The organism is Niallia taxi (assembly GCF_032818155.1).
In the GTDB taxonomy this organism is placed as follows: Bacteria; Bacillota; Bacilli; order Bacillales; family Cytobacillaceae; genus Niallia; species Niallia taxi_A.
The window spans coordinates 2,290,891-2,314,224 of the sequence record NZ_CP102589.1 but is presented as its reverse complement, the minus strand read 5'-3'; the positions used below and the strand labels follow the sequence as shown (position 1 = coordinate 2,314,224).

Here is a 23,334-nt window from a genome sequence, read left to right as displayed (position 1 = left end):
TCCATTAATTTATCTGCTTTTTAATATGCAAAAGCAATTCCTCTGGCGATACGCCTAAGTACAGTGCTTCCTTAATTGCTTTATCCAATTTTGCAAGTGCCTCGACTTTTTTACTGTCATCTTGAATAAATTCAGAAGCCTTAACATAACTGCCTTTTCCTTTAACAGAATAGATATAGCCTTTTACTTCAAGCTCTCGATACGCTTTTTGGATTGTATTAGGATTGATTGTCACCTGTGTTGCAAGTGTGCGAACAGACGGAAGCTGTTCATCTGCCTTCAATACACCTGTGACAATCAGCTCGACGAATTTTTCTACAAGCTGTTCGTAGATAGGTGTCCTGCTTCTAATATCCAGTTCAAACATATCCAGCCCCCCATCTGTACTAAGTGTACTATTATGCGTAGTACAGTTATTATAATCTATAGTTTAATTGAAAAAAAGTACCAAAATGAATTTTTTTCCTTTTTTACCAAAATGGTTATTACCTATTTTCTTTAGCCTTCTATTTACTTAGAATAGCATCTTAAATAGTTTTCAAATTCTCCATACAGGAACACAGCATTCCGAAAATGACATTCAATTTAACTATGCTTCAAAATGTTTAAAGGATTGCGTATATGAACGGCAATATTCAGGTCGCTTACTTAATGTCAAAAAAATGCTGTATGTCAATATAGAAACACAGCATTTCTAACACAAAAAAAAAACAGAATAGAAACTTCTATCCTGCTTTGCTTCAATGATGACTTTTAAATTTTTTTAAGGCAATTCTTGTTTCGTCAACGTATTTCATTAACCGATACGGTTTACTAAGAGCCCGTTTTGGGACACCAACGATAAACTTATTCAAATCTTGACTGTACTCCTCGGTTAGACGGGTCGGTTTTGAAACTACTCGCTTATATATCTCTTTATACAATTCCCTTTTCGGATTTAGGTGCATATCAATTTTACGGTGGCAATTAGTACACTCGGTACTTGAGATTTTATTGTTTAAATAATGAACATAATGCAGGGTTTCATCTTGACAGCGTGAACAATAAAGGGAGACATCAAACTCTGTAATTTCCATACGAACCTCTCCTCGCCAATTAGTCTAAATTTTTGAACCCGTTTTGATCACAAAAAACCTTTATAAAAAAGAGGATATATAAATTATATAGTCATTTTCTTTATAATAGCACTTGCCGTTAATTCGTCGGTAATTAATACATCAATAAATTTTCCTTTTAATGCTCCTAATATACTTTCTACTTTATGCTGTCCTTCCACGACGGCAATTACTTTTTTAATTTTCTGAAACTCAGCTAACGTAATCCCGATTACTTTCGTGTTTAAAGAATCATTTATTGGTGCGCCGTTTTCATCAAAAAACCTAAATCCTATATCGCCAATCGTTCCAACTTCTCGAAGCTGTGTTAAATCATGTTCTTGTATATACCCTAATCTCATCAATGTTGAATTTGCATAAGGATTTCCTATTCCAATAAGGGCAACATCCACATTGCGGCCGATTTCTAATACTGTTTGAACATCCTCCATTCCCATAAGCCGTTCTTTTAGTTCTTCTGTTTCCACAATAGCAGGAGCATACAAATAAGTACAAGTACTTTGCAGTTTTTTTGCTAATTCATTAGCAAGCTGATTTGCATGAATTTGTACTTGCTTCACTCCCATTCCCCCTTCTAATGGGACAACTGTTACTTCCTCTCTGCGTTCATATGGATATTCCTGAACAAGATGTGCCAGTGTTTCTCCCCAGGAGATGCCAATGCTTTTAACATCTTTAATATTGTTGGAAATATAGCTTGCTCCAGCTTGACCTACCTCGCGTTTGGCCATTTCCTCTGACAGTCCATTATTTGGGACAACGACAGCATCACTTAGCCCAAAATATTGCTCAAGCTGTCTTTCTAATTCAACTGTGTGAACACTTTCATCCTTAATATATATTTTAACAATTCCTTCATCCTTTGCCCTTTGCAGCAGCTTGGATATAACTGGTCTTGATACACCTAATTTTTGCGCAATTTGTGCTTGTGTTAATCCATCATGATAATACATGCTGGAAACCTTCACTAATTGTCGTTTTTCTTGCCACTCCACTTTTATCATCTCCTTAATCGCTAATCTAAATTACAAATGTTATGTATAAGAACATATTACAGCATATCTTTTTTAAAATCACCACGTCCTGGCACAAAAATGCCGGAAACTTCTATTCCCGGCATTTGTTTAAAGTGATTGTTTATACGTTCTCCCGCCATCAAGCAACAGGATTTGCCCATGCACATATTTCCCTTTTGCACTGCTTAAATAATTGACTGCATGGAAAACATCACTAGGTGTTCCGAATCTGCCAATTGGGATTTCTTTTGTTAAGCTCTGCTTGGATTGTTCTGTTGGGTATAAACTTTTAAGCATATCCGACTCAATCACTCTTGGTGCAACAACATTGATGTTAATATTATTTTTGCCAAGCTCTGTAACAAGTGATCTCATTAAACCAAAGGCTCCTCCCTTTGATGCTGCATAGTGAATGCCGCCACCAGTACCTGTTATGGCAGAGCCTGAGCCAATGATGATGATGCTTCCACCCTGCTCTAGTATCGGTTGACAGAATTTAATGCTGTAAAAAAGACCGTGCAGATTAACAGCCATCGTTTTGTTCCAAGTAGCCCAGTCAATATCCAAAAATTTCACTGATTTAGTAATACCTGCTGAGTAAACTAGTATATGAAGAAAACCAAACCTTTTTTTGATTTCATTTGCAAGTGACGCGACGCTTTCCCAACAACTTGCATCAACCTCAAAAGGAACAAGATTATGGTGACCACTGTCAATGACCATTTGTGTTAATGCCTGCTTATTTATATCTGCAACAGCAATCCGATGTCCATCTTTAGCAAAATGCAAAGCGATTTCTTTGCCAATCCCGCTTGCTCCGCCAATAATTAGAATGTTTTTTATCGTCATTTATTCACGCCCTCCTTATTCAATTCTTCTATTTCTTCATCTAAATAAGGAGAACATAAAAGCAATAACTTATTTGCAACAGCTGCCATTACTTTATTTTTCACTTGGAGGCTGCTATTCTGATTGTGTAAAGAAATTGGTGCAACCAGTTCCTTTACTTTAATAATTGTCCCTTTAAATTCTGTTGCCAGCCCCTTCGTAAAGGATTGGAATGCACTTTTACCTGCAGCATAATCTGGTCCAACATCACCCGTGCTAGCTGCTTGTGAGGTTATATTAATAATAGTTCCTCCTTTTAGTCCCAGCATGACTGGGATGATTGCTTGACAGCAAAGAAAGGGCACATCTAAATTCACTTGAAACGCAGCTTTCCAAGCTGATGGTGTCAGCTGATCAATGGATGTTTTGGCAGATTCTTCTGCGTAATTAATAAGTACATCTATTTTTCCATTTTCCTTCGTTATTTTCTTAACAACCGCTTGAACCTCAGCTGCTGTTTGCAGGTCACTTGTTATAACGGAAGCTAACCCACCGAATGCGCTAATCTCCCTTTGAAGATCGACTGCATCGCTCGTATTAAAACGATGTATCCAAACGATCGCTCCAGCTTCAGCTAATCTTTTACAAATAGCTGCACCCAGCAAATCATCCACACCTGTTACAAGGACAACCTTATTATTTAATGATAAATCGAGCATGGTTTTCCCTCCTTCTATGGTTTTATTAGTACCTTTAAAACCTGTTCCGACGGATTATGAGCGGTGGCTATTGCTAGATCAAGCTCTGATAATGGAAAACGATGTGTAATCATTTTTTCTACATTAAATACGTTGTTTCGTAGCATGTTAATAGCTCTTTCATAGTTGTAAGGATTGGATGAATAGGAGCCGACAACCTTTATTTCATCAAGAAAAAATCGTGCTGCTGGAATTGCTACGTCTGTGTTTGAAAATGGAGCAAAAACTAATACAGTACCACCTCTTGACACACATTCCATTGCTTGTGGAAGCAATTGTTGGATACCTGCTGAAATGATAACAATGTCTGCTCCCTTTCCATTTGTCTGCTCCATAATGCTTGTGACTACATCCTCCTGCAGACTATTAATCGCCACGTCAGCACCAAATTCCAACGATTTTTCCAGTCGATATGGATTAATATCACTTACAATAATGTTTGCTGCAAGCAGACTTTTTGCTAGTTGGACTTGCAAGAGCCCAATTTGACCTGCACCCATAATAACAACGGTATCTCCAGGATGTGTGTCTATTAATTCAAATCCGTGCAAACAGCAGGCAATAGGTTCTACCAATGCTCCTTCCTCATAACTCATGCTTTCTGGCAGGTGTCCCATTGTGTGTTTTACATGTAATGCTGGGACTCGAATATATTCTGCAAAGCCGCCTGGATCAAGATTTGTTTGTGTAAATTGAGGGCATAGGCTGTAGGAACCTCTTTTGCAATAATGACAAGTGAAACACGGTACATGATGAGCAACAAAAACTCTGTCACCAACCTGATAATCCTTTATGTTTGCTCCTATCTTTACGATTGTTCCTGCGACCTCATGTCCAAGAACAGTTTGAGCTGCTACTTTTTCATCTAGTACCTTATGAATATCTGTTCCGCAAAGACCGCAGTATTCCATTTTAATTAATACTTCATCCCTTTCAATGGAAGGGATTTGTCTGTCTTCATATTTAATGTTGTTTTTATTATAGAAGGAAGCTACTTTCATCTGGCCTTCTTGACGTTTTCCCTCATTTCGATTGTACGGTTTCCGGTCCTTCATGCTTTTCACGTCCTTCCAATTCTTTTATCACTGCTAATAAATCCTTATAGCCTGCAAGCTTGTAGGAAACCCAATATCTTCCACCAAGCAGGCGGAATCTGCCAATTTTTATAAATGCTTTGCCTACATAGCCATAATCCTTTAATGTCAATTCCTTTACGTCCTCCCACTTATATTCATGCCTGCTCCAAAAGCCTTCAAATATAATGGACTCTGTCGTTAAGGTAATACTTGATGGATTATTTATCCCGATTACAGAGGTGATGAATAAAACAGGCATTGCTGTTAAAATGAGCGGATATATGCCAACTAATCCACTGTTTATTACCTGTAGGAGCGCCCATATAAATAAGCCCAACATGATAAGTACTGGAAGTATAATGGAAAGTAAAAACACAGAAGTTGTGTAACGATACTGTTTCATACGTATCCTCCATTTGCAGAAAAAGCAAAAAAACTTATTATCGTTTTTTTGCTTTTTCCTGTTTTATTTGTCAATATGAGATATGATTTTTTCTATATCTGCATCAATTCCAACACCTGTTAAAAAGGAAATCGTTTGAATAACTGGTGTATTACCTGTATCACTGACTGGTGTTGTTGTCACAATTAAATCCGCTCTCGCTGCCTTTGAAGGAACTTCAGATGCTTTACATTGTTCCACGACAACATTTAATCCCTTATTTTTCAGCATTTCTTCAATTTTTTTAGCGACAACTGTTGATGTAGCTACAGCAGTTCCACAGGAAACTAAGATTTTTTTGGCCATTTTAACATCCCCCTAGTTTTATTTACGCTTTATAAGCGTTTTCATTTTCTTGTACTGCTTCAACTGGCTTTAATGTCTTTGCATCTAAGCCCATTTCCTTCGCATATTGCCTCTTAATATCATTTCTGACCCAATACCACAGTAAACAATATGCAAGTGCGGCAACAATCGCTGCAATAAAATACGGATTACTTGGATCAAGTAAGCGGACAATAATCCATGGAATAACATGTGAGCCTAAATCAATTCCCGAAATCTGTGTTGCTCCTTCTGGAAAATCAAAGCCTACTGCTCTTCCCATCGTCGTTGCTAAATCTGCTAGATTCGTTGCAATAAAGAAAACGATCATCAATGTGACAATACTGTTAATAATGCCGCGAATAATATTGCCGCGTGCTGCTGCAACGGCCCATACGACGGTAAATGGAAGGACAGCGAAATCTGCAAATGGAAGCATGCCGTTATATGGGAGAATGACAGCTAATAACAGCGTTATCGGCACCATAATCAGTGCTACTGCCATATTGGATGCTGTTCCAATCACAATGGCTGTATCTAGACCAATATAAACATTTTTACCAGGGAACTTCTTATTAATTAAATCACGTGCTCCTTCTGATATTGGAATAAGTCCTTCCATTAACAGAGCTACCATTCTTGGCATCAAAATTAATACAGCTGACATTTGAATACCTAATGTTAGAATTCCTTTAGCGTCATAACCGCCAAGGAAGCCAATCAGGAGGCCAAGCACTAATCCCATTACAAGCGGTTCACCAAAAATTCCAAATCGTTTCTTTAATGTTTCCGGATCTGCCTCGATTTTATTGATTCCAGGGATTTTATCTACAATTCGATTACTTGCATAAGTGATTGGTGCAAAGTTTACTGTCTCCGAGTGAGCCATGGAAACGCCCTTGAGGCCAAAGTGGTGCTCAACTGCTGGTGCAGTCCAGTCTGCTAGTTTGAGGGTGATGGCTGAGACAATCAATCCAACGGCAATTGCTAGAATCATATTGTCATAGGCATAATAAGTAACAGATGCAGCAAAGATTAGATGCCAAAAGTTCCAAATATCTACATTTAGCGTTTTTGTTAAATTAGTAGACAGCATGATTACGTTTAAAACTAAAACTAATGGAATCATTAATGGTGCTACTGGTGTTCCAAAGGAAATCGCCGCACCGATTGGCCAGCCAACATCCAAAATATCCAAATTCAAGCCGAGCTTTTCAACCATTGCCTGTGCTGCAGGTCCGATCGCTCCTGATAAAAGTCCAATAACAAGATTTACGCCAATGAAGCCAATTCCAATGGTAATACCTGCTGTTAATGATTTTTTAAAGCCTTGCCTTAACAGCAATCCAAAAACCGTCATGATGATGGGAAGCATGATGGAAGGACCTAAATCTAACACAAAATCAACAGCTTGCTTAATCATGAGTAGACCCCCTAACATTTTAGGTAGCGCTTACATTTCATTCGACACTAATTGGGTTAAGCTCCTTGTCTAATACTTCTACTAGCTCTTTTGCTGATGCGGCATATTTCAGCTGTGACATTGCTGCATCATTTTGAAATACACCCATTAATCTTTCCAGCAAACTCAGTTGCTTGGCTGGATCGGAAATTGCTAGCATAAGAACAATTTCCACATTGACTTTAGTGTTTTCACTTCCCATCATGATAAAATCAACTGGATTTTCCAATACTGCAACAGAAATCATCGGCCTAATTACATGCTCTGGATCTGTATGGGGAATCGCCACTCCCATTGTTGCGAGTGGTAAGCCTGTTGGAAAAACTTTTTCTCTTTCTAAAATGGATGATAAAAACGATTCTTTCACATATTGGTGTCTTTTTAAGTCTTCACTTAATGTAGCAATAACATCTTCACTATTTTCTGCTAATACATGCAAGTGTACAACTTTTTCATCAAGGTTAATTAACTTTTCCATTCTGATTCCTCCTTCCCTGATTAGATACTTTTTTTACTTTTGTTCTTACTTGTTACATTTGTAATTATCATAAGTTATGATCACAGTCCAGTCAAGTCGTTTTTTCGAAAATTCTAAAAACATTTTTCGACTCGAAAGTGCCCGAAAAAGCCTGCAATTGTGTGGAGGCCTTTTCGTGTAATTTATTCATATTAAGACCGTACTGCTTGCTGGGAGGATAATTTATGCACACCATTTAAGGCTGCTTCAAAAAAGGTTTCTGCTAGTGTTGGATGTGGATGAATCATATTAGCCGCTTCTTCTATTGTTCCTTCTAAATGCATAAATGCAGAAGCATTAGCGATCAACTCTGTTACATGTGATCCTGCCATAACAACACCGACGATTTCACCATGCTTTGCTTCATAGATAATTTTCGTAAATCCGTCTGGCTGACCCGCACTTAGTGCTTTTCCACTTCCGGAAAAATCGAATCTCTCAACACGTACTTCCATTCCTTTCCTTTGTGCCTCCTCTGCGGACATGCCAACAGAAGCAATTTCAGGTAAAGTATATATACAACGTGGCATAACATGATAATTGATATAGTCAGATTTACCTGAGGCGTTATTTGCTGCAACAATGCCTTCAGCGCTTGCTGCATGTGCGAGCTGCCAGCCGCCTATTACGTCTCCAACAGCATAGACTCCGTTTTGACTTGTTTCCATTTGACTATTAACCTTTAAAAACGGGCCATTCTGTTCCAAGTGAAGCTCTGAAACAGCAGACAGATTTGGACGCCTGCCAGTACATACGATTACTACGTCTGCTTCTAGAAGCACCTCTTTTTCGTTTGCGTCCTTACAAAGTACGTTTTTTAATCCAGCTTTCTCCTGAACACTCTGCACTATTGTGCCTGTGTGAATGTGAATGCCCTTTTTCTTTAACATTCTAGCTAAAAATTCTGACGCTTCTTCATCCTCTGTTGCAATAATTCTATCTGCTGCCTCAACAACAGTTACCGATACGTTCAAAGAGGAAAAAATAGTGGCAAATTCGACTCCGATTACTCCGCCGCCTATAATAATGACAGATTTCGGGATTTCCTCCAGATCGAAAATGGTATCACTTGTTTCATAGTGGGTATTGTCTAAACCTGAAATCGGTGGAAGAGCTGGTGTTGAACCTGTTGCAATGATTACCTTTTTTGCGCTAACGGTTTCCTCCTTATCCGACTGCCTCACCATCACACCGCCATTTGGCAGAACTGTTCCATACCCATTGTACACATCTATTGCACCCTGCTTCAGCAAAAAGGCAATGCCACTACGCAGGCGATTGATTACATCATTTTTGCGCTTTTTCATTTTGCTAAAGGAAAACGTTAATTCTCCAGTTTCGATGCCCCAATCCTTGCTTTTTTCGATTTGTTCAATTATTTCAGCATGCTTTAAATACGTTTTTGATGGAATACAGCCTCGATTTAAACATGTTCCACCAAGATTATCTGCCTCAATCAGCGCAGTTTTTTGACCTTGTTTTGCTGCATGCAGTGCTGCTACATACCCTCCAGGTCCGCCACCGATTACTACAAGATCATAGGTTTTCACGAATTTATTCCCCCTATGCTAATAACTCAAATGGATTTTCGAGTATTTGTTTTAATTCTGTTAAAAAAGCAGCTGCCGGCGCTCCGTCCATTGCCCGATGATCAAATGAAAGGCTAAGTGTCATCATTGGTCGAATTTCTATTGTATTATTGATGGCCACTGGCTTATCCTGAATCCGGCCAACTCCGAGTATTGCGCTCTCTGGTTGGTTGATGATTGGTGTAAATACATCAATTGCGTACATTCCAAGGTTACTTATCGTAAAAGTAGACCCTTTTAATTGGTCTGGCAGTAATTTATTTTCACGAGCACGTTTGCCAATATCCTTGGCCGCTTTCGTAACTGCTGCAAGCCCTATTGCTGGTACATTTTTAATGACTGGAACCATTAATCCATCCTGTACAGCAACAGCAAGGCCAATATTAATTTCGTTATGCTGGACAATTTCGTCTCCCTCGATTGAGACGTTAATTTGTGGATGCCTTGATATGGCTGTACCGGCTGCTTTTATTAAGATGTCAGTAAAGGAGATTTTTAGGCCAGTTTGTTTTTCCACCACTGGTATAAGCACAGACCGCAATTCTTTTACTTTCAACATATCAACCTCTGTTGTTAATGTTACATGTGGTGCTGTATATGCACTTTGTGCCATTCTGTCAGCGATGATTTTTCTCATACCAGACAATTTCCTGCGATTTTCTTTATCGCCAAACGCAGTATGATCTTCTATAGGCTTTGGTGTGATGGCATGAACAACATCTGCTTTCACTATTTTCCCGTTCACACCGCTTCCTGCAACAGTCGATAAATCAACTTGAGCTGCTGCTGCGATTTTCTTCGCAAGTGGTGTTGATTTTGCAGATGTTTGCGCTTCATGCAAATGAAAAATAACATCTTTTTTTTGAACACGTCCATTTGGACCACTGCCATTTATAAACACTAAATCTATCTTGTTCACCCTTGCTAAATGGCGCGCTGCAGGTGTTGCACGTGGCTTCGCGCTCTTCTTTGACGGATTAACAGCTACCTGACTATCCTCTATGGATGCTGATTGATTACTTTCTGATGTTTCCTCTTCTTTTGTTCCGCCGCCTGCCTGCCCAGGTGATTCGGCAGGAACGGATTCTTCTGATTTGCCAATATAGCCAACCACATAATTAACTGGTACCTCTTCATCGACAGCTACATATTTTTTCAGGAGAATACCTTGATCGTACGCTTCTACCTCAATATTAATTTTGTCTGTCATTATTTCAAAAAGCGGTTCTCCAATGTCGACAGCTTCTCCTTCTTCTTTAAACCACTGCAGGAGAGTGCCTGTTGCCATCGTGCTACTTAGCTTCGGCATAAATATTTCGTTTGCCATGCGGGCTTCCCTCCTTATCTGTTTTTCACCGTTTCCTTCACTGCTGCAACAATGTCTGGAACTTGCGGAATGGCTGCTTTTTCTAAGTTCGGGTTATATGGAATAGGAACCTCTTTTCCACCTAGTCGTTTAATTGGTGCATCTAAGTAATCAAATGCTTCACTTTCAGCAATAACACTGACAATTTCCCCGCCGAAGCCACCACGCTGAACTGCTTCATGGACAACAATTAATCTTCCGGTTTTTTTCACAGATTCTATGATGGTTTCTTTATCAAGCGGCACAAGTGTGCGCGGATCAATCAGCTCTACACTTATTCCTTCTTGTTCGAGTATTGCTGCTGCTTCAATGGCTTTATGAACCATGATAGCGGTTGCAACAATAGTTACATCTGTTCCTTCTCGTTTGATGTCAGCCTTACCTAATTCGATTTTATATGACTCTGTCGGAACATCGCCTGTTGTTTTATACAGAAGCTTATGTTCATAAAATATGACTGGGTTATCATCATCTATCGCTGCTTTCAACAATCCTTTGACATCATAAGCAGTGGAAGGCTGAACTACCTTCAATCCTGGAATATGTGCCATCCATGCTTCAAGACTTTGAGAATGCTGAGCAGCAGCTCCTGTTCCTGATCCGGACGGTGTCCGTAAGACCATTGGCACCTTTCCTTTTCCACCGAACATATATCGTGTTTTGGCAGCTTGATTCACCATTTGATCCATCGCTATCGTAATAAAATCAGAAAACTGCAGTTCTAAGATTGGGCGCATTCCTGTTAATGCCGATCCGATTGCTGCACCAGCAATTGCCGCTTCTGAAATAGGTGTATTGCGCACCCGTTCAGGTCCAAACTCTTCAATCATCCCGCGAGTGACACCAAAGGCTCCACCATAAACCCCGATGTCTTCACCAAGAATGAATACATCTTCATTTTCGCGCATTTCCATGCTCATCGCTTCCCTAACAGCCTCTAAATAAGTTATTTGTCTTGTAGTCATACCTTCCGCTCCTCTCTTTTATGCGTATATATCTTCAAGTAAACTGTCAATGGATGGTTCTGGACTGTTTTCAGCAAACCTAACAGCACCTTCAATTTCTTGATAAGCCGACTCCTCCAGCTGCTTAGCTGTCTCTTCTGTAAGAATATTCGCGTTAATGAGCGTTTCTTTAAAGCGTTTGATTCCGTCTTTTGCTCTCCATTCCTTTTCTTCTTCACGAGTCCGGTATTTTTTGGCATCGCTTTTCGAGTGACCCTTCCAGCGATATGTTTTCATTTCGATTAAGGATGGTCCATTACCGCTGCGTGCATGTTCCACAGCCTCATGGACTGAATTCATAATGTCAATCATGTCAAGTCCATCAACTACCTTGCCAGGGATTCCGTAGCTGCCGGCACGGTCTGCAATATGTTCAATACGTGTCATTTCTTTTACTGGACCTGACATCCCGTATTGATTATTTTCACAAATGAACACTACAGGAAGATCCCAAATCGCCGCAAGATTAACTGATTCATGAAAGCTGCCTTCATTTGAGGCACCATCACCAAAGAAGCAAAGAACCACATAATTTTCTTTTTTCATTTGCGATGTTAGCGCAGCTCCGACTGCAAGTGGAAGACCTCCACCAACAATTCCGTTTGCACCCAGATTGCCCTTTTCGACATCTGCAATATGCATCGAACCGCCTTTTCCTTTACAATAGCCTGTTTCTCTTCCAAATAGCTCTGCCATCATTTTGTTAACATCGCCTTCTTTTGCAATACAATGCCCGTGTCCCCTGTGTGTGCTGACAATCTTATCTTTTCTGCCAATCACAGCAATGGAACCCGCTGCAGATGCCTCTTGGCCAACACATAAATGTGTCGTTCCATGTATCATGCCTTTAGCAAAAAACTGATCCACCTTTTCATCGAAATAGCGAATTAACCACATCTCTTTATATAAATCTTTCAGTTTCTGTTCTGTAATCATCTCAGGAAGCTTTAATGTTTTAACAGTCATTATTTATTCCTCCCTTTACATTTGTTCTATACTGTTACATTTGTAAAAATCATATAATGTATCCATAAGATAGTCAAGGGAAAAACGTGTATTTTCTGATATTTTTTAATAATAAAATAATGATAGATTTCAAAAAAAAATGACCCCTCAAAATGTACTAAATTATTTAAAAAGGGAAAAAGAGCTTCAGGTAATAAAACCTGTTCTCCCTTTCCCTTTTGGTCATTTAACAGCTATGACTGTGCCTTCTATTATATTAGGAAACGAATATGGTGCTGCAAATACCGCTCCAGGCAATACTTCGTCCATTGGCTCCTGGAAGTAGATTGAAACATGGCCTAATTCTTTAAAGTTCTGGTTTGCTAATTCTCCGATTGCTGTAATGGTGAAACGCTCGTCTCCAAACTGCATTGTCCCTCCTTGCTTTAATGGCTCTTCGTCAAGATTTTCAAACTCATGAATGACAGCCATTTCCCGTAATTCCTTTGGTGCTTGTGGGCCAAATAATATTAAGATTTTATCTTCTTTAAATGTAGGAACTAGTTCTCCGATTTCTTTTACAACTGATTTTGTCATGCTAATCCTCCTGTTTCTTTTTATGTTTATAGCGTCACAAGGGGACGCTTGTTTTGGTTTGACGGGAATAATTGATCCTGCAATGCTCTCAGCTTCCAAACCGTTGTATTTGTATCAAGTTCCACATCATCCGATGTTAAGAATTGTCCTGTTGTTATGTCTTTTTTTGCCACAACTCTGCCGCTGATCAAACCAATAGGAATATGCCCGTTTGCCTTCATATCATGATGTGTTTCAAGTACACCGCGCACACTGTAGCCGCCAATACCATCTAATGTCTCCCCTGCTTTTATGTCCCTTTTTGCGACCGCAACTGTTTCTGAAATTGGCGCTCCAAGTGGATGAATCGATGAATCATGCTCCAGCACTGCTTTCGCAATCGTTATCGGAGTCTCTAAGCTGGCAAGGTGGTAAGGACGGTAAAATACATAATTAGGACCTTTTCCAACCTTCAAATAGCGCAGCTCTTCATCAACTGGCTCAAGCTCACTTTTTACTATGACGAATACTCCTGGAGCAAGGCCATTCACATATTCGACTACCCCAAAGCTATCTAATACACCGCCATTTTCCTTAAGCGTTAATTTGTCTGCAACATCCTGAACTGTTGCTGATACGCCGTGCATGCCGACTTTATCTGGTATCAACCCAATTGCATTACTTAATAGATTCATTTCTGCCATTGTTTTTGTTCCATCCTGGAATGCAGCAAGCATGTGTGAGCTCATGTTTTTTGACTTCGCCTCTGCTTGAGCAACATCAGGGTTTGAGAGCGGATTAAATGGATTATTTTTTCCTTTGCCAGCAACAAGCACTTCCAGTCCCATTGTTTTGGCAAATTCATATAATTCAAGCGTTGCAGCAGGTTCATCACCTGCAGAACCAGTATAAATAAGTCCTGCATTGTCAAACATTTGATACATTATCGATCCAATTGTTATGTCCACTTCCACATTTAAGAGGACAATATGTTTTTTTGATCTAAGTGCTTCCATGGAAACATTTGCTCCCACTTCCGGAACACCTGTTGCATCAACAACTACCTCAACCTGGTTTGACTGAATTACTTTTCGATAATCATTAGTGACAATCATTGAATCTTTACGAGCCGATTGTGAGGAATAGAAATCAGCTGCTCTTTGTGCTGCTTCAACATTTACGTCACAAATACCTGTCACGATCATACCTGGAATTTTTGAAATTTGGGCAATCATGCCAAACCCCATCTGTCCTGCACCGATGACTCCCACTTTAACTGGAGCATTTTCACGTTCCCTTTGCAAAAGCTTCGTGTAAATTGACATAAATAACTTCCTCCTCCAATTGATTATTAATACGCTTACATTTTTATAAATCTAAACAAATGTTAATTATTAGAACCTTTAAAAGGTTATTTTTACATTTGTTACGGTGCGTGTCATTTGTTCTGCAACTACAGTTTAAATTGTTGAATACTTGCTGTCAAGCGAAATATTCAAACAAATCTGAATACTATTATTCGACAAGTGCGCTTCCTGTAACACCATCTGTAATCAATACATGAATCAAGCCACCCTCTAATGCAGCTTTAATAGCAGAAACCTTTTCAAGACCTGAAGCTACTCCAATAACTAAAGGAATTGCCTTGAGCTTTTCTAGTTCTATCGCTATTACTCTATCATTCCATGCATTTTCTACTTGTTTGCCAAACTTATTAATAAAGTTATAGCAAATATCGCCGACAATCTCGTTATCACTCGTTATTTGCTGATGATCTAAACCCAGATAAGATTTAACCATTGTCGAATCCTCTGGACGACCACCTATCCCGACAATGGCTATTTGCGATTGTTCTGCCAAATCTAAAGTTGTGCGAATAGAAGGCTGCCGAATTAATACTTCCTTTGCCTCCTTTGTATCTACCATAACTGGAACATGTAGTAGCTCATACTTAGCCTGTAGGGCATTTCCGATTTTCGACACAATGCTGTTAGAATGAATATCGACGCGCTCGTTACCCATTCCCCCAACTAATGGCACAATTGTAGCTGTTGGCAGCAGCTGTACAGAATTAATTGCCTTTGCCACTTCATTTAATGTTGTGCCAGAGGAAAGGCCAATAATCTGGCCATCCCTAATGACACGCTGCAAATATTCACTAGTTGCTTCGCCTAATTGCTTCTTGGAGGTCTCCAACCCAACGCTCTCTATACACACAACATCACGTAAATCGTAAAGGCGCTCAATTTTCCGCTCCAAATTTCTAAATTGATGGACACGGGTTTCATGAATAATAATTTCCACAATTCCCTCTTCGCGGGCTTTTGTTAATAATTTTGACACGAGAGAACGGCTAATCCCGATCTTTTTGGCAACCTCTGACTGTGTTGCACCTTCCTCATAATACATTTGGGCGACTTTTATTAATATTCTTCTATCCTGAATAAACAAAATGAAATCTCTTCCTTTCTGCCCTTTTGTTTATCTGCTTATGAATACATACCAAAACTCGCAAAATAGGCGATGATAACAGATACAACACCTGTGATTAAACGGCTGTAAAGAATCGCAGGAACACCATAACGCACCGTTTCTGGCTTAGCCTCTCCAAGAGATAGACCTACCGGAATAAAATCACAGCCTACCTGGCCGTTAATCGCAAACAATGCAGGTAACGCAAATTGGGGAGGAATATTTCCTAATGCAATTTGGGAGCCGATTAATACCCCGATAACCTGGGCAATAACTGCACCTGGTCCTAAAACTGGGGACAGAAACGGCAATGTACAGACAACAGCAATAACAAGCAGCCCACCTAATGAACCTGCAAGGGGAGTCAGCGCTTGCGCAATCCAATCTCCAACTCCTGTATAGTTAATAATTCCCATTAACATACTCACAAAGGCCATAAATGGCAAAATATTTTTCAAAAGGATATCCATCGTGTCACGGCCAGCCTGATAAAATGTTCCTGTGACGTTGCCAATTCCTTTTGAGAATCGCAGCAAAATATTGTCTTTTTGCTGGCTTGCTACCTCTTTTTTCAACTCGGCATAGTCTTCTTTAAATTTCTGTTTATTTGTTGGATTAAATTTTGGTTCTTCTGCAGCCTCATGTGCGCTCGCAGGTTGAGTGAAGCTTTCTGATAGTGAAATGTCTTTTGGTGTTACACCTGATACAAAGATATCATCTGTAATATATTTTGAAAGGGGACCTGATGGAGATGATGGAAGTACGTCGACTGTTAATATGCGCTTCATCGGATAAACACCGATTCGAGCCGTACCACCGCAATCAATAACAACACATGCCATTTCCTCTTCAGGATAAGAGCCTTTAAATCCATCTACTGCTTCAGCACCAGTTAATTCCGCTATTTTGGCGGCAACTGGATGGATTCCTCCTCCTGTTATGGATACGACTTTATTCTTTTTGGAGTTAGGTTCCACATAAAGACCAACACCCCAGCCTCCTGAGCCTTTTGCTACAAAAACACCACGATAAGTCATCTGATTCTCCCCTTCCTATACTAAGTCCGTGCCATCTTTTTTTGCTAAATACTTCGTAATAATTTCTGTAACAATACCACGAATTAAAATAACAACAATACCGACAATAAAGTAACGGACCGCAAGATCTGCAATGGGTAAGCCTAATTCTTGAATTCCGTTTGCAATTCCCAAATAGACAAACAGCTCACCAGCATTCGCATAAGGAAACAAGCCTGTGACCGGATGAACGAAGGATACTGCTGAATCATAAAATGCAGGTTTTTGCTTTTCTGGTAAAAAACGACCGAAAGTGTATGCCATGGGGTTTGTTAACATCAGCAGTGAAAGGATTGGCATCAATGTATAACGAAGGATAGTATATTTTGCTGCAAATTGAATAATTCTTGTGACTCTTTCTTCCCCAACGAATTTCATCATTGCATACGTAAATGTTAGTAACACGACAAGTGTAGGCACAATACCTGTAACTAAGCCCATAAACGTTTCTCCGCCAGCCTGGAACATCCCGATAAAATGCTCACCTAACCATTTAATCCATTCCATTTATTTGCCCCCTTTTTATACTCCCAAAGACACTTTTTTCTTTGCTATTGTTAATAACGCATTTTCACTTGCTTGCAATAACGCCTTGCTATTGGAAGGTAGCTTGCTTTTGCCTTTTACAGGAATCTCATCATTGATGCTGCTGACAATTTCCCCGACATGTCTGCCCTTATACTTTTCAATTGGCTTAAATTTAGTTAAAACAGACATTCCCTTTAGCAAGTGACACTCATGAATAATATAATTACTATCGACAACTAGTACGGCAATTGCTCCGTGTTTAAGCTTCCCCCTTGTCATTCCTGAGAACATAAAATAGCCATCTTCTCCTTTGTAACCGCTAACAATTTTATCAATTTTAATTTTATACTGCTTAATTTGATACAGTGATAAAAGATATTGAACAATAAGAATCAGACAAAGTATAAAAGCTAGCTGCATATCATCGCTCCTTTTCCTCTTTGGAATCTACATACTTGCTCCCTTCTTGGATAATAGCGCTTTCATTTAGTAGTGCTAGTAAGACCGTCACATATGTCACATTGATAACGTCGGATTGGTAATATCACATTTGTTACAGGCCTTAACATTTGTTATACCATAAGGATAATCACCGTTCATATATTTGTCAATATTCAAAATAGTAAATTTTTAATTAACCTCCTTTCATCTGATTTGTAACCAAATGGACTTTTTCCTTGTACTTGCACGTTTCTGTTTCGGTCTTTAGCCTATCCGTTACTAGCTTTTTGTCGGAGCGTAATGGAACAAATAAGTTATCTCTGTCCCTCTATACAAAAAAACTTGAAAGGAGTTACTCCTCTCAAGTTTTTCTAGTTTAGTTTTAGCTCGTTTTAGGCATATCGTTGATTAACTTAGATTTTCTTGCTGCTTTGCCGTGCAGGAAGTAATAAACGACAAGTGCAAGCAGAATATAGAAACTGCTGTAGAAATATAAAGAACCGAAGCCGATCATATCTCCGACAAATCCAACCAAAAAGGACCCAATTCCGATACCGCTGTCGAATAATGACAGGAAGGTTGCTGTTGCCAAGCCACGTTTTTCAGGTGGAGCCTTTTGAATGGCTATTGTCTGGAAGCTTGGGAATAAAGTTCCATAGCCTAAGCCAATTAATGCTGCTGCAAATAAGAAGAAAAATGCTGTGTTAACATTACTTAATGTCAACATGCCGATCGCAAATAGCAGAATACATGGATAAATGATGACATTTGCTCCAAATCGGTCAAACCAACGACCAGCAAATGGTCTTCCCATCAGCATGACTACCGCATACACGACAAAGAAATACCCTGAAACGCTCTCGAGGCCTTTTCCGTCTGCATATACAGATACGAAGGAAAGAATCGATGAATAGACAATCCCAAAAAGTGCAGCAACAATGCTGATTGGGATAGCAGATGGCTCAAGAATTCCACCAAGCTTAGCAGTCTTTTTCTCTTCTCCTTGTACTGGTACAGTATGTTCTGTTTTTGGCAGCTTAATAAATAAACCAGTGAAAATTGCCATAACAGCAAAAATAACTGCCATTAAAAAGAGGGTGTTAGATCCCCATGAGTTTATGGCCATCAATCCAAGAAATGGTCCCGCGACCATTGCAAGATTCATTGACATGGAATAATAACCCATTCCTTCTCCTCTTCTGGAGTTTGGAATAATATCTGCCACGATCGTACCTGTTGCGGTAGTTGCCATTCCAAATCCAATTCCATGGAATGCGCGAACAATTAACAGGCTCCCGACAGAGTGTGGTAAAAAATAAAAAAGCGCCACAATAAAGAAAATTGCCAATGACAGGACAAGCAATGTTTTCTTCCCGTACTTTTGCATTAGCTTTCCGGCAAATGGCCTAATTACGATTGCTGTCAGCAAGAACATTGTCGTAATAAGTCCTGCGCTTGACTGCTTTCCGTGCAGTTCATGTATAGCATAGACGGGCAGGGAAACCATCAAAAAATAAAATGTCAAAAATAAAAAAAAGTTACTAACCCAAATATTAATAAAGCTTTTCGTCCAAAGTGCTTCCTTACTCAAATTCCTTCCCCCTAATTGCTAATTGCTGATTCCAATCTGAAATCAATAATAATAATTGTTCTTTAGAAGCAGAGGTTAATGGCTGAATCAGCTCCTGGTTCATTTGCAATACTGCCTTTTCCCATTCTGGGTATTTCTCCAGTGCCTTTTCCGTCAGCTCAATCCTTTTTGTTCGTTTGTCAATTCCTTTCACTTGTCTTACATATCCGTTTGCTACCAATTTTTGGACCGTCCTTGTTATAGGCGGTGCTTCAATCGCTAAATAATCGGAAATTTCCTTTTGCGTCATAGAGCCTTTCGTTTTAAGTAAAAACAACACGGTCCATTGGGAACTGTATATATCGAACGGTTGAAGTGCATCGTTCAATGCCTTTGTCATTTGTCTGGCAAGCTGTTGAACAGAGTGAAATAATTCATGAACATCATTCATAAGACGGGCATGCTCCTAACGTAAAAAATAGATACGAAAAATTAGTTACCTAAGTAACTATATCAAGAACTGAACAATCCGGCAATAGGTTTATACTTACTTTTAGTGATTTTATGTACAATTTCTTTTAATTTTTATATAATGTTCGGAAAATACAGCTTACATTTTATTGTTTTACAAAAAAGGAGATTACATATGGTTCGACGTTTTTCTACATGGGCAGGGTATCTTTTTTTTACTGTCTATCTACTTATATTGTTATATCTTTTATTCTTTTCTAGTTACAGACATGCTGTTAAAGGCGAGGTATCTTATAATTTTATCCCATTTGCGAGTATTTTATTGGACATAAGGGGACTCGGTCCTATTCATTTAGCCATGATGACGAATAACCTGTTTGGTAACATCCTTGCTTTTGTACCACTTGGTTTTTTCCTTCCGCTCATCTTTAACAAAGCCCGTCATTGGAAATATAGCTTCATCTGTTCTTTGCTTTTATCCATATCTGTTGAACTGCTGCAGCTTGTGAGTAAAGTCGGAGCATGTGATGTGGACGATGTAATTCTCAATACAATTGGTGGGCTTTGTGGTTATGTCGTTTGGAGGCTGCTTGCATATCCAATTATTAAAAGGCGGAAGGAATTGACTTAAATACATAGACAAATAGGAAGCTCTAAGAAATAAAAAAACTGACTCAAAATGGGCCCATACAGCACCTCTTGAGTCAGTTTTTTTTTAGAGAATTTCCTGGTACATGGCAATTACTTCCTCTTTTGTAGGCTGAAAAGGATTTCCGGCCGCACATGCGTCAACAAGGGCAAATTGGGCTAGTTTTTCAACATCAACATCTGTTACACCGAGCTCCGACAAATTGGATGGAATTCCGACAATGCCGCTTAGCTGCTTGATTGCTTCGATTACTTCCTCTGCACATGCAATCGCTGTTTTTCCTTCTGTTTTCATCCCAATTGCCTTGGCAATCCGAGGGAATTTACTTGGATCACGCTGTGCATTTTCTCTTTCCACAATTGGCAGCAGCATGGCATTACAAACGCCATGGGGCAAATCATATACTCCGCCGAGCTGGTGAGCCATTGCGTGAACAAAGCCAAGACCAGCATTATTGAAGGCCACACCTGCAAGAAACATGGCAAAAACCATCTGTTCTCGTGCTTCTATATTCTCTCCATCTTGCACCGCAAGTGGTAAATATTCAAAAATAATTTCGACTGCTGCTAATGCAGCAGCATCTGTTACCTTGTAAGCTCCTGGAGTTACAATTGCTTCTATTGCATGTGTCAAGGCATCCATTCCAGTTGCTGCTGTTAAGTCTTTCGGTTTTGCTGTCATCAGTTCTGGATCATTAATCGATATTGCTGCAAGGCTGTTCTTATCAACCATCACCATTTTCACTTGTCTTTCTTCATCTGTAATAACATAGTTAATCGTATACTCGCTTGAAGTTCCTGCTGTTGTGTTTATGGCTGCAATTGGGACTGATTTATGAATTGTTTTCCCGACTCCTTCAAATGATTTTAAATCTCCGTCATTTGTGGCCAGCAGACCGATCGCTTTCGCCGCATCTTGCGGTGAACCGCCGCCAACTGACACGATGGAATCACAGTTGTTTTCGCGAAATACCTGCAAGCCGTTCAAACAATTTGCTACAGTCGGGTTTGGCTTCACTTCATCGTACACCATATAACCAATATCATTTTCCTCTAAAAGCTTTACCACTTTTGCGACAATCCCATTGCTCATCAAACCCTTGTCTGTTACAAGCAGAGCTTTCGTAAACTGAAGCTGTTTTAAATAGGGGCCTGCTTGCTGTAAGCAGCCTCTTCCTATTAAATTAGTGCTTGGAACATATAAAACATGTGAAGACATTTTAATACCTCCTGTTATTGTTCAATATTTCACAAATTTATTCAAGCTAAAACTAATTAGATATTGATTATGCCTTTACGGGGATGAACGTGGAATGCTTTAGCCAAATCAGCAAGCTCCTTGTCTGTAATAGTTTGTTTTATCCTTGTTGAATCTCCAATGATCGTATAAATTTGCGCTGCTTTTTCAGCCGTTTCGATTAAACCGAACGCTTCGTCAATTGTCGTGCCTGCACCGAAGATTCCATGATGCGGCCAAAGAACGAGTCGATTTTCCTGCATTTTTTCGGCTGTTTTTTGGCCAATTTCTTCTGTTCCAGGAATCATCCATGGTAATATGCCGATACCATCAGGGAACACGACAATGCATTCTGTACACATCTGCCAAAGGGTTTTTGTAAACTTTGCTTCATCCAATTCATGTATAAAGGTCATCGCAAGCAGGTTTGTCGAATGGTTATGAATGATGACACGATGGTTAAGATCGTGTTTTAGTCTTTCTATATGACTTTTAAAATGGGCTGGAAGCTCACTTGTCGGCAAAGAGCCATCCTCAAGTCCCCAAAGCAAATCAATACTCTCTCCATTTCTGCCAACCTTAATAATTCCAAAGGTGTTACGAGGGTCCTTTTTGGCATTTCTAAAATACTTGCCAGAGCCAGTTACAATAAAAAGCTTACCTTCGAGCTCTTTTGCAGGTGTCTTAATGGGAATAGAACGGATTATCTGCTCTTCGTCCAAGTATGGACGTACCTCCTCTTTTTGCAGCAAATAACTTATATTACCGCCATTTCTTTCATCCCATCCCATTCTCCACATATTATAGGCTGTATTGCACATTTCCTTGAGAAAAGGGGCCTCTTCTACACTCTTCCTTTTCAGCTTTGTAGGCATGCTGACACTCTCCTATTCTATTAAGCTCTTCATGAACAATCTTATTGTTTTCATAGTTGTTGTTTACACCTTCATCATAATTGGATACCAAATACAAGTCAATGACAAACAAAAGAAAACAAACATTTTTCCTTTTGTTTATGAACATTTTATGACTAAAAAAAGAAACCCTATTATTCTTGGGTTTCTAGATTTTTACGATCGTAACGGGAATTGCTTTTTCTTGCAGCTCTTTATGAAATTCAGCAGGAATATTCGCATCAGAAATAACGTGATGAATTCTTGTCAAATCAGAAATATGAGCAAATGTCTTAACACCAAATTTACTTGAATCAGCAAGCAGTATCACTTTTGATGCAATATCCATCATTTTCTTTTTTAAGATTGCTTGCCACTCATTGGAATCACTTAACCCGGAAAGATGGACACCCTTACATGACAGAAACAGTTTGTTGACATAGTAGCTGTCTAAAGATCGTTCAGATAACGGACCAACATAGGATAACGAATTAGCAAGCAGCATTCCGCCAGTTGAGATTACTTTAATCTGTTCCTTTTTGCTTAGCTCTAAGGCCACTTTGATTGAATTTGTGATCACTGTCAACGGCATATCTGGCAATTCCTGTGCCATATACCACGCCGTTGTGCTAGCATCCAAGACAATTTGCTCACCTGGTTCAATCCATTTGACTGCTTCAGCTGCGATAGCCTTTTTCTCATCAGAATTTGTGATTTCCCTTACCACAAAGGGGACGTCTGTCGCTTCTTTTTCGATGCTGACAGCACCACCATGACTCCTGCTTAAAAGCTGATCTTGTTCCAGCTTTTCTAAATCTCTTCTAATTGTTTCTTCTGTTACGGAAAAAATGTCGCTTAATTCCGAAACGCGAATGCTTAATCTTTCATTAACTAATTCGACGATTTTTCTTCGTCTCTCTGCAACAAGCAACTAAAATCTCCCTCTCTTCTATAACTGACTTTTTGTTTAGTTGGGTTTA

Annotated in this window: 26 protein-coding genes; 1 reads left to right on the top strand and 25 read right to left on the bottom strand. The window is 39.4% G+C overall.

The window, feature by feature from the left end:
• Positions 1-4 precede the first annotated feature (4 nt).
• The 22 genes from NQZ71_RS11480 to NQZ71_RS11375 form a co-directional block, all read right to left on the bottom strand.
• On the bottom strand, positions 5-367 hold the full coding sequence (locus NQZ71_RS11480) for a GntR family transcriptional regulator (RefSeq protein ID WP_127741082.1): 363 nt from the start codon (positions 365-367) through the stop codon (positions 5-7).
• A 373-nt stretch (positions 368-740) separates the two neighbouring features.
• A complete protein-coding gene (locus NQZ71_RS11475; protein WP_144455703.1) occupies positions 741-1,076 on the bottom strand; it encodes a bh protein in 336 nt (111 codons plus the stop codon).
• 83 nt (positions 1,077-1,159) lie between these two features.
• A complete protein-coding gene (locus tag NQZ71_RS11470) occupies positions 1,160-2,119 on the bottom strand; it encodes a sugar-binding transcriptional regulator (RefSeq protein ID WP_317010638.1) in 960 nt (319 codons plus the stop codon).
• Positions 2,120-2,239: 120 nt separating this feature from the next.
• Positions 2,240-2,980: an SDR family NAD(P)-dependent oxidoreductase gene (locus NQZ71_RS11465; RefSeq protein ID WP_317010637.1), complete on the bottom strand. Its 741-nt coding sequence runs from the start codon at positions 2,978-2,980 to the stop codon at positions 2,240-2,242.
• The gene (locus tag NQZ71_RS11460; protein WP_317010636.1) at positions 2,977-3,678 is read right to left on the bottom strand and encodes an SDR family NAD(P)-dependent oxidoreductase; all 702 of its coding nucleotides are present in this window, start codon (positions 3,676-3,678) and stop codon (positions 2,977-2,979) included. Before NQZ71_RS11460 ends, NQZ71_RS11465 begins: the two co-directional genes overlap by 4 nt.
• Positions 3,679-3,692: 14 nt before the next feature.
• Positions 3,693-4,772, bottom strand: coding sequence for a zinc-dependent dehydrogenase (locus NQZ71_RS11455; protein ID WP_317010635.1), 1,080 nt, complete (start codon positions 4,770-4,772; stop codon positions 3,693-3,695).
• The gene (locus NQZ71_RS11450) at positions 4,741-5,196 is read right to left on the bottom strand and encodes a hypothetical protein (RefSeq protein ID WP_317010634.1); all 456 of its coding nucleotides are present in this window, start codon (positions 5,194-5,196) and stop codon (positions 4,741-4,743) included. The genes NQZ71_RS11455 and NQZ71_RS11450 overlap by 32 nt, the downstream gene beginning before the upstream one ends.
• A 63-nt stretch (positions 5,197-5,259) precedes the next feature.
• Positions 5,260-5,541 (bottom strand): PTS sugar transporter subunit IIB, encoded by a 282-nt coding sequence (locus NQZ71_RS11445; protein ID WP_144455693.1) that lies wholly within the window; start codon positions 5,539-5,541, stop codon positions 5,260-5,262.
• Positions 5,542-5,563: 22 nt separating this feature from the next.
• The gene (locus tag NQZ71_RS11440; protein WP_144455691.1) at positions 5,564-6,982 is read right to left on the bottom strand and encodes a PTS galactitol transporter subunit IIC; all 1,419 of its coding nucleotides are present in this window, start codon (positions 6,980-6,982) and stop codon (positions 5,564-5,566) included.
• Between the two features lie 37 nt (positions 6,983-7,019).
• Positions 7,020-7,499 carry a PTS sugar transporter subunit IIA gene (locus NQZ71_RS11435; protein ID WP_144455689.1) on the bottom strand — a complete coding sequence of 160 codons (480 nt, stop codon included), beginning with the start codon at positions 7,497-7,499 and terminating at the stop codon, positions 7,020-7,022.
• Between the two features lie 191 nt (positions 7,500-7,690).
• The gene (gene lpdA, locus NQZ71_RS11430; RefSeq protein ID WP_275007668.1) at positions 7,691-9,088 is read right to left on the bottom strand and encodes a dihydrolipoyl dehydrogenase; all 1,398 of its coding nucleotides are present in this window, start codon (positions 9,086-9,088) and stop codon (positions 7,691-7,693) included.
• A gap of 13 nt (positions 9,089-9,101) precedes the next feature.
• Positions 9,102-10,454 (bottom strand): 2-oxo acid dehydrogenase subunit E2, encoded by a 1,353-nt coding sequence (locus NQZ71_RS11425; RefSeq protein ID WP_317010633.1) that lies wholly within the window; start codon positions 10,452-10,454, stop codon positions 9,102-9,104.
• Positions 10,455-10,468: 14 nt separating this feature from the next.
• Positions 10,469-11,458, bottom strand: a complete 990-nt coding sequence (locus tag NQZ71_RS11420; protein ID WP_144455683.1) for an alpha-ketoacid dehydrogenase subunit beta — start codon at positions 11,456-11,458, stop codon at positions 10,469-10,471.
• Between the two features lie 18 nt (positions 11,459-11,476).
• Entirely contained in the window at positions 11,477-12,463 is a 987-nt protein-coding gene (locus tag NQZ71_RS11415; protein WP_317010632.1) for a thiamine pyrophosphate-dependent dehydrogenase E1 component subunit alpha, read from the bottom strand.
• Positions 12,464-12,685: 222 nt separating this feature from the next.
• On the bottom strand, positions 12,686-13,039 hold the full coding sequence (locus NQZ71_RS11410) for a PTS glucitol/sorbitol transporter subunit IIA (RefSeq protein WP_144455679.1): 354 nt from the start codon (positions 13,037-13,039) through the stop codon (positions 12,686-12,688).
• Positions 13,040-13,065: 26 nt separating this feature from the next.
• Positions 13,066-14,343 (bottom strand): NAD(P)H-dependent oxidoreductase, encoded by a 1,278-nt coding sequence (locus NQZ71_RS11405; RefSeq protein WP_317010631.1) that lies wholly within the window; start codon positions 14,341-14,343, stop codon positions 13,066-13,068.
• 190 nt (positions 14,344-14,533) lie between these two features.
• Complete coding sequence (locus NQZ71_RS11400; RefSeq protein ID WP_260053924.1) at positions 14,534-15,469, bottom strand: sugar-binding transcriptional regulator; 936 nt, start codon at positions 15,467-15,469, stop codon at positions 14,534-14,536.
• A 38-nt stretch (positions 15,470-15,507) separates the two neighbouring features.
• Positions 15,508-16,527, bottom strand: a complete 1,020-nt coding sequence (gene srlE, locus NQZ71_RS11395; protein ID WP_144455674.1) for a PTS glucitol/sorbitol transporter subunit IIB — start codon at positions 16,525-16,527, stop codon at positions 15,508-15,510.
• A 15-nt stretch (positions 16,528-16,542) separates the two neighbouring features.
• Positions 16,543-17,073, bottom strand: coding sequence for a PTS glucitol/sorbitol transporter subunit IIC (srlA, locus tag NQZ71_RS11390; protein ID WP_144455671.1), 531 nt, complete (start codon positions 17,071-17,073; stop codon positions 16,543-16,545).
• A gap of 15 nt (positions 17,074-17,088) precedes the next feature.
• A complete protein-coding gene (locus tag NQZ71_RS11385) occupies positions 17,089-17,514 on the bottom strand; it encodes a transcriptional regulator GutM (RefSeq protein WP_144455669.1) in 426 nt (141 codons plus the stop codon).
• Between the two features lie 403 nt (positions 17,515-17,917).
• Positions 17,918-19,126 carry an MFS transporter gene (locus tag NQZ71_RS11380; protein WP_317010630.1) on the bottom strand — a complete coding sequence of 403 codons (1,209 nt, stop codon included), beginning with the start codon at positions 19,124-19,126 and terminating at the stop codon, positions 17,918-17,920.
• Positions 19,119-19,556: a MarR family winged helix-turn-helix transcriptional regulator gene (locus NQZ71_RS11375; protein ID WP_127741122.1), complete on the bottom strand. Its 438-nt coding sequence runs from the start codon at positions 19,554-19,556 to the stop codon at positions 19,119-19,121. The genes NQZ71_RS11380 and NQZ71_RS11375 overlap by 8 nt, the downstream gene beginning before the upstream one ends.
• 195 nt (positions 19,557-19,751) lie before the next feature.
• Between NQZ71_RS11375 and NQZ71_RS11370 the strand changes: the two genes are divergently transcribed.
• Complete coding sequence (locus NQZ71_RS11370; protein ID WP_275007673.1) at positions 19,752-20,207, top strand: VanZ family protein; 456 nt, start codon at positions 19,752-19,754, stop codon at positions 20,205-20,207.
• Between the two features lie 84 nt (positions 20,208-20,291).
• Here the strand turns inward: NQZ71_RS11370 and NQZ71_RS11365 are convergent, their stop codons facing one another.
• From NQZ71_RS11365 to NQZ71_RS11355, 3 genes are all read right to left on the bottom strand, one after another.
• Positions 20,292-21,443: an iron-containing alcohol dehydrogenase gene (locus tag NQZ71_RS11365; protein WP_317010629.1), complete on the bottom strand. Its 1,152-nt coding sequence runs from the start codon at positions 21,441-21,443 to the stop codon at positions 20,292-20,294.
• Between the two features lie 56 nt (positions 21,444-21,499).
• Positions 21,500-22,336 carry a rhamnulose-1-phosphate aldolase gene (gene rhaD, locus NQZ71_RS11360; RefSeq protein ID WP_317010628.1) on the bottom strand — a complete coding sequence of 279 codons (837 nt, stop codon included), beginning with the start codon at positions 22,334-22,336 and terminating at the stop codon, positions 21,500-21,502.
• A gap of 187 nt (positions 22,337-22,523) precedes the next feature.
• Positions 22,524-23,285 (bottom strand): DeoR/GlpR family DNA-binding transcription regulator, encoded by a 762-nt coding sequence (locus NQZ71_RS11355; RefSeq protein WP_144455661.1) that lies wholly within the window; start codon positions 23,283-23,285, stop codon positions 22,524-22,526.
• Between the last annotated feature and the right edge of the window lie 49 nt (positions 23,286-23,334).

What these genes read in the sequence shown, in the direction of transcription:
- NQZ71_RS11365 (WP_317010629.1), bottom strand. Translation starts at nt 21,443, where the DNA reads ATGTCTTCACATGTTTTATATGTTCCAAGCACTAATTTAATAGGAAGA.
- NQZ71_RS11410 (WP_144455679.1), bottom strand. Translation starts at nt 13,039, where the DNA reads ATGACAAAATCAGTTGTAAAAGAAATCGGAGAACTAGTTCCTACATTT.
- NQZ71_RS11450 (WP_317010634.1), bottom strand. Translation starts at nt 5,196, where the DNA reads ATGAAACAGTATCGTTACACAACTTCTGTGTTTTTACTTTCCATTATA.
- NQZ71_RS11415 (WP_317010632.1), bottom strand. Translation starts at nt 12,463, where the DNA reads ATGACTGTTAAAACATTAAAGCTTCCTGAGATGATTACAGAACAGAAA.
- NQZ71_RS11470 (WP_317010638.1), bottom strand. Translation starts at nt 2,119, where the DNA reads ATGATAAAAGTGGAGTGGCAAGAAAAACGACAATTAGTGAAGGTTTCC.
- NQZ71_RS11385 (WP_144455669.1), bottom strand. Translation starts at nt 17,514, where the DNA reads ATGCAGCTAGCTTTTATACTTTGTCTGATTCTTATTGTTCAATATCTT.
- NQZ71_RS11405 (WP_317010631.1), bottom strand. Translation starts at nt 14,343, where the DNA reads ATGTCAATTTACACGAAGCTTTTGCAAAGGGAACGTGAAAATGCTCCA.
- srlA (WP_144455671.1), bottom strand. Translation starts at nt 17,073, where the DNA reads ATGGAATGGATTAAATGGTTAGGTGAGCATTTTATCGGGATGTTCCAG.
- NQZ71_RS11375 (WP_127741122.1), bottom strand. Translation starts at nt 19,556, where the DNA reads ATGAATGATGTTCATGAATTATTTCACTCTGTTCAACAGCTTGCCAGA.
- NQZ71_RS11370 (WP_275007673.1), top strand. Translation starts at nt 19,752, where the DNA reads ATGGTTCGACGTTTTTCTACATGGGCAGGGTATCTTTTTTTTACTGTC.
- rhaD (WP_317010628.1), bottom strand. Translation starts at nt 22,336, where the DNA reads ATGCCTACAAAGCTGAAAAGGAAGAGTGTAGAAGAGGCCCCTTTTCTC.
- NQZ71_RS11480 (WP_127741082.1), bottom strand. Translation starts at nt 367, where the DNA reads ATGTTTGAACTGGATATTAGAAGCAGGACACCTATCTACGAACAGCTT.
- NQZ71_RS11460 (WP_317010636.1), bottom strand. Translation starts at nt 3,678, where the DNA reads ATGCTCGATTTATCATTAAATAATAAGGTTGTCCTTGTAACAGGTGTG.
- srlE (WP_144455674.1), bottom strand. Translation starts at nt 16,527, where the DNA reads ATGACTTATCGTGGTGTTTTTGTAGCAAAAGGCTCAGGAGGCTGGGGT.
- NQZ71_RS11420 (WP_144455683.1), bottom strand. Translation starts at nt 11,458, where the DNA reads ATGACTACAAGACAAATAACTTATTTAGAGGCTGTTAGGGAAGCGATG.
- NQZ71_RS11455 (WP_317010635.1), bottom strand. Translation starts at nt 4,772, where the DNA reads ATGAAGGACCGGAAACCGTACAATCGAAATGAGGGAAAACGTCAAGAA.
- NQZ71_RS11475 (WP_144455703.1), bottom strand. Translation starts at nt 1,076, where the DNA reads ATGGAAATTACAGAGTTTGATGTCTCCCTTTATTGTTCACGCTGTCAA.
- NQZ71_RS11445 (WP_144455693.1), bottom strand. Translation starts at nt 5,541, where the DNA reads ATGGCCAAAAAAATCTTAGTTTCCTGTGGAACTGCTGTAGCTACATCA.
- NQZ71_RS11440 (WP_144455691.1), bottom strand. Translation starts at nt 6,982, where the DNA reads ATGATTAAGCAAGCTGTTGATTTTGTGTTAGATTTAGGTCCTTCCATC.
- NQZ71_RS11425 (WP_317010633.1), bottom strand. Translation starts at nt 10,454, where the DNA reads ATGGCAAACGAAATATTTATGCCGAAGCTAAGTAGCACGATGGCAACA.
- NQZ71_RS11465 (WP_317010637.1), bottom strand. Translation starts at nt 2,980, where the DNA reads ATGACGATAAAAAACATTCTAATTATTGGCGGAGCAAGCGGGATTGGC.
- NQZ71_RS11435 (WP_144455689.1), bottom strand. Translation starts at nt 7,499, where the DNA reads ATGGAAAAGTTAATTAACCTTGATGAAAAAGTTGTACACTTGCATGTA.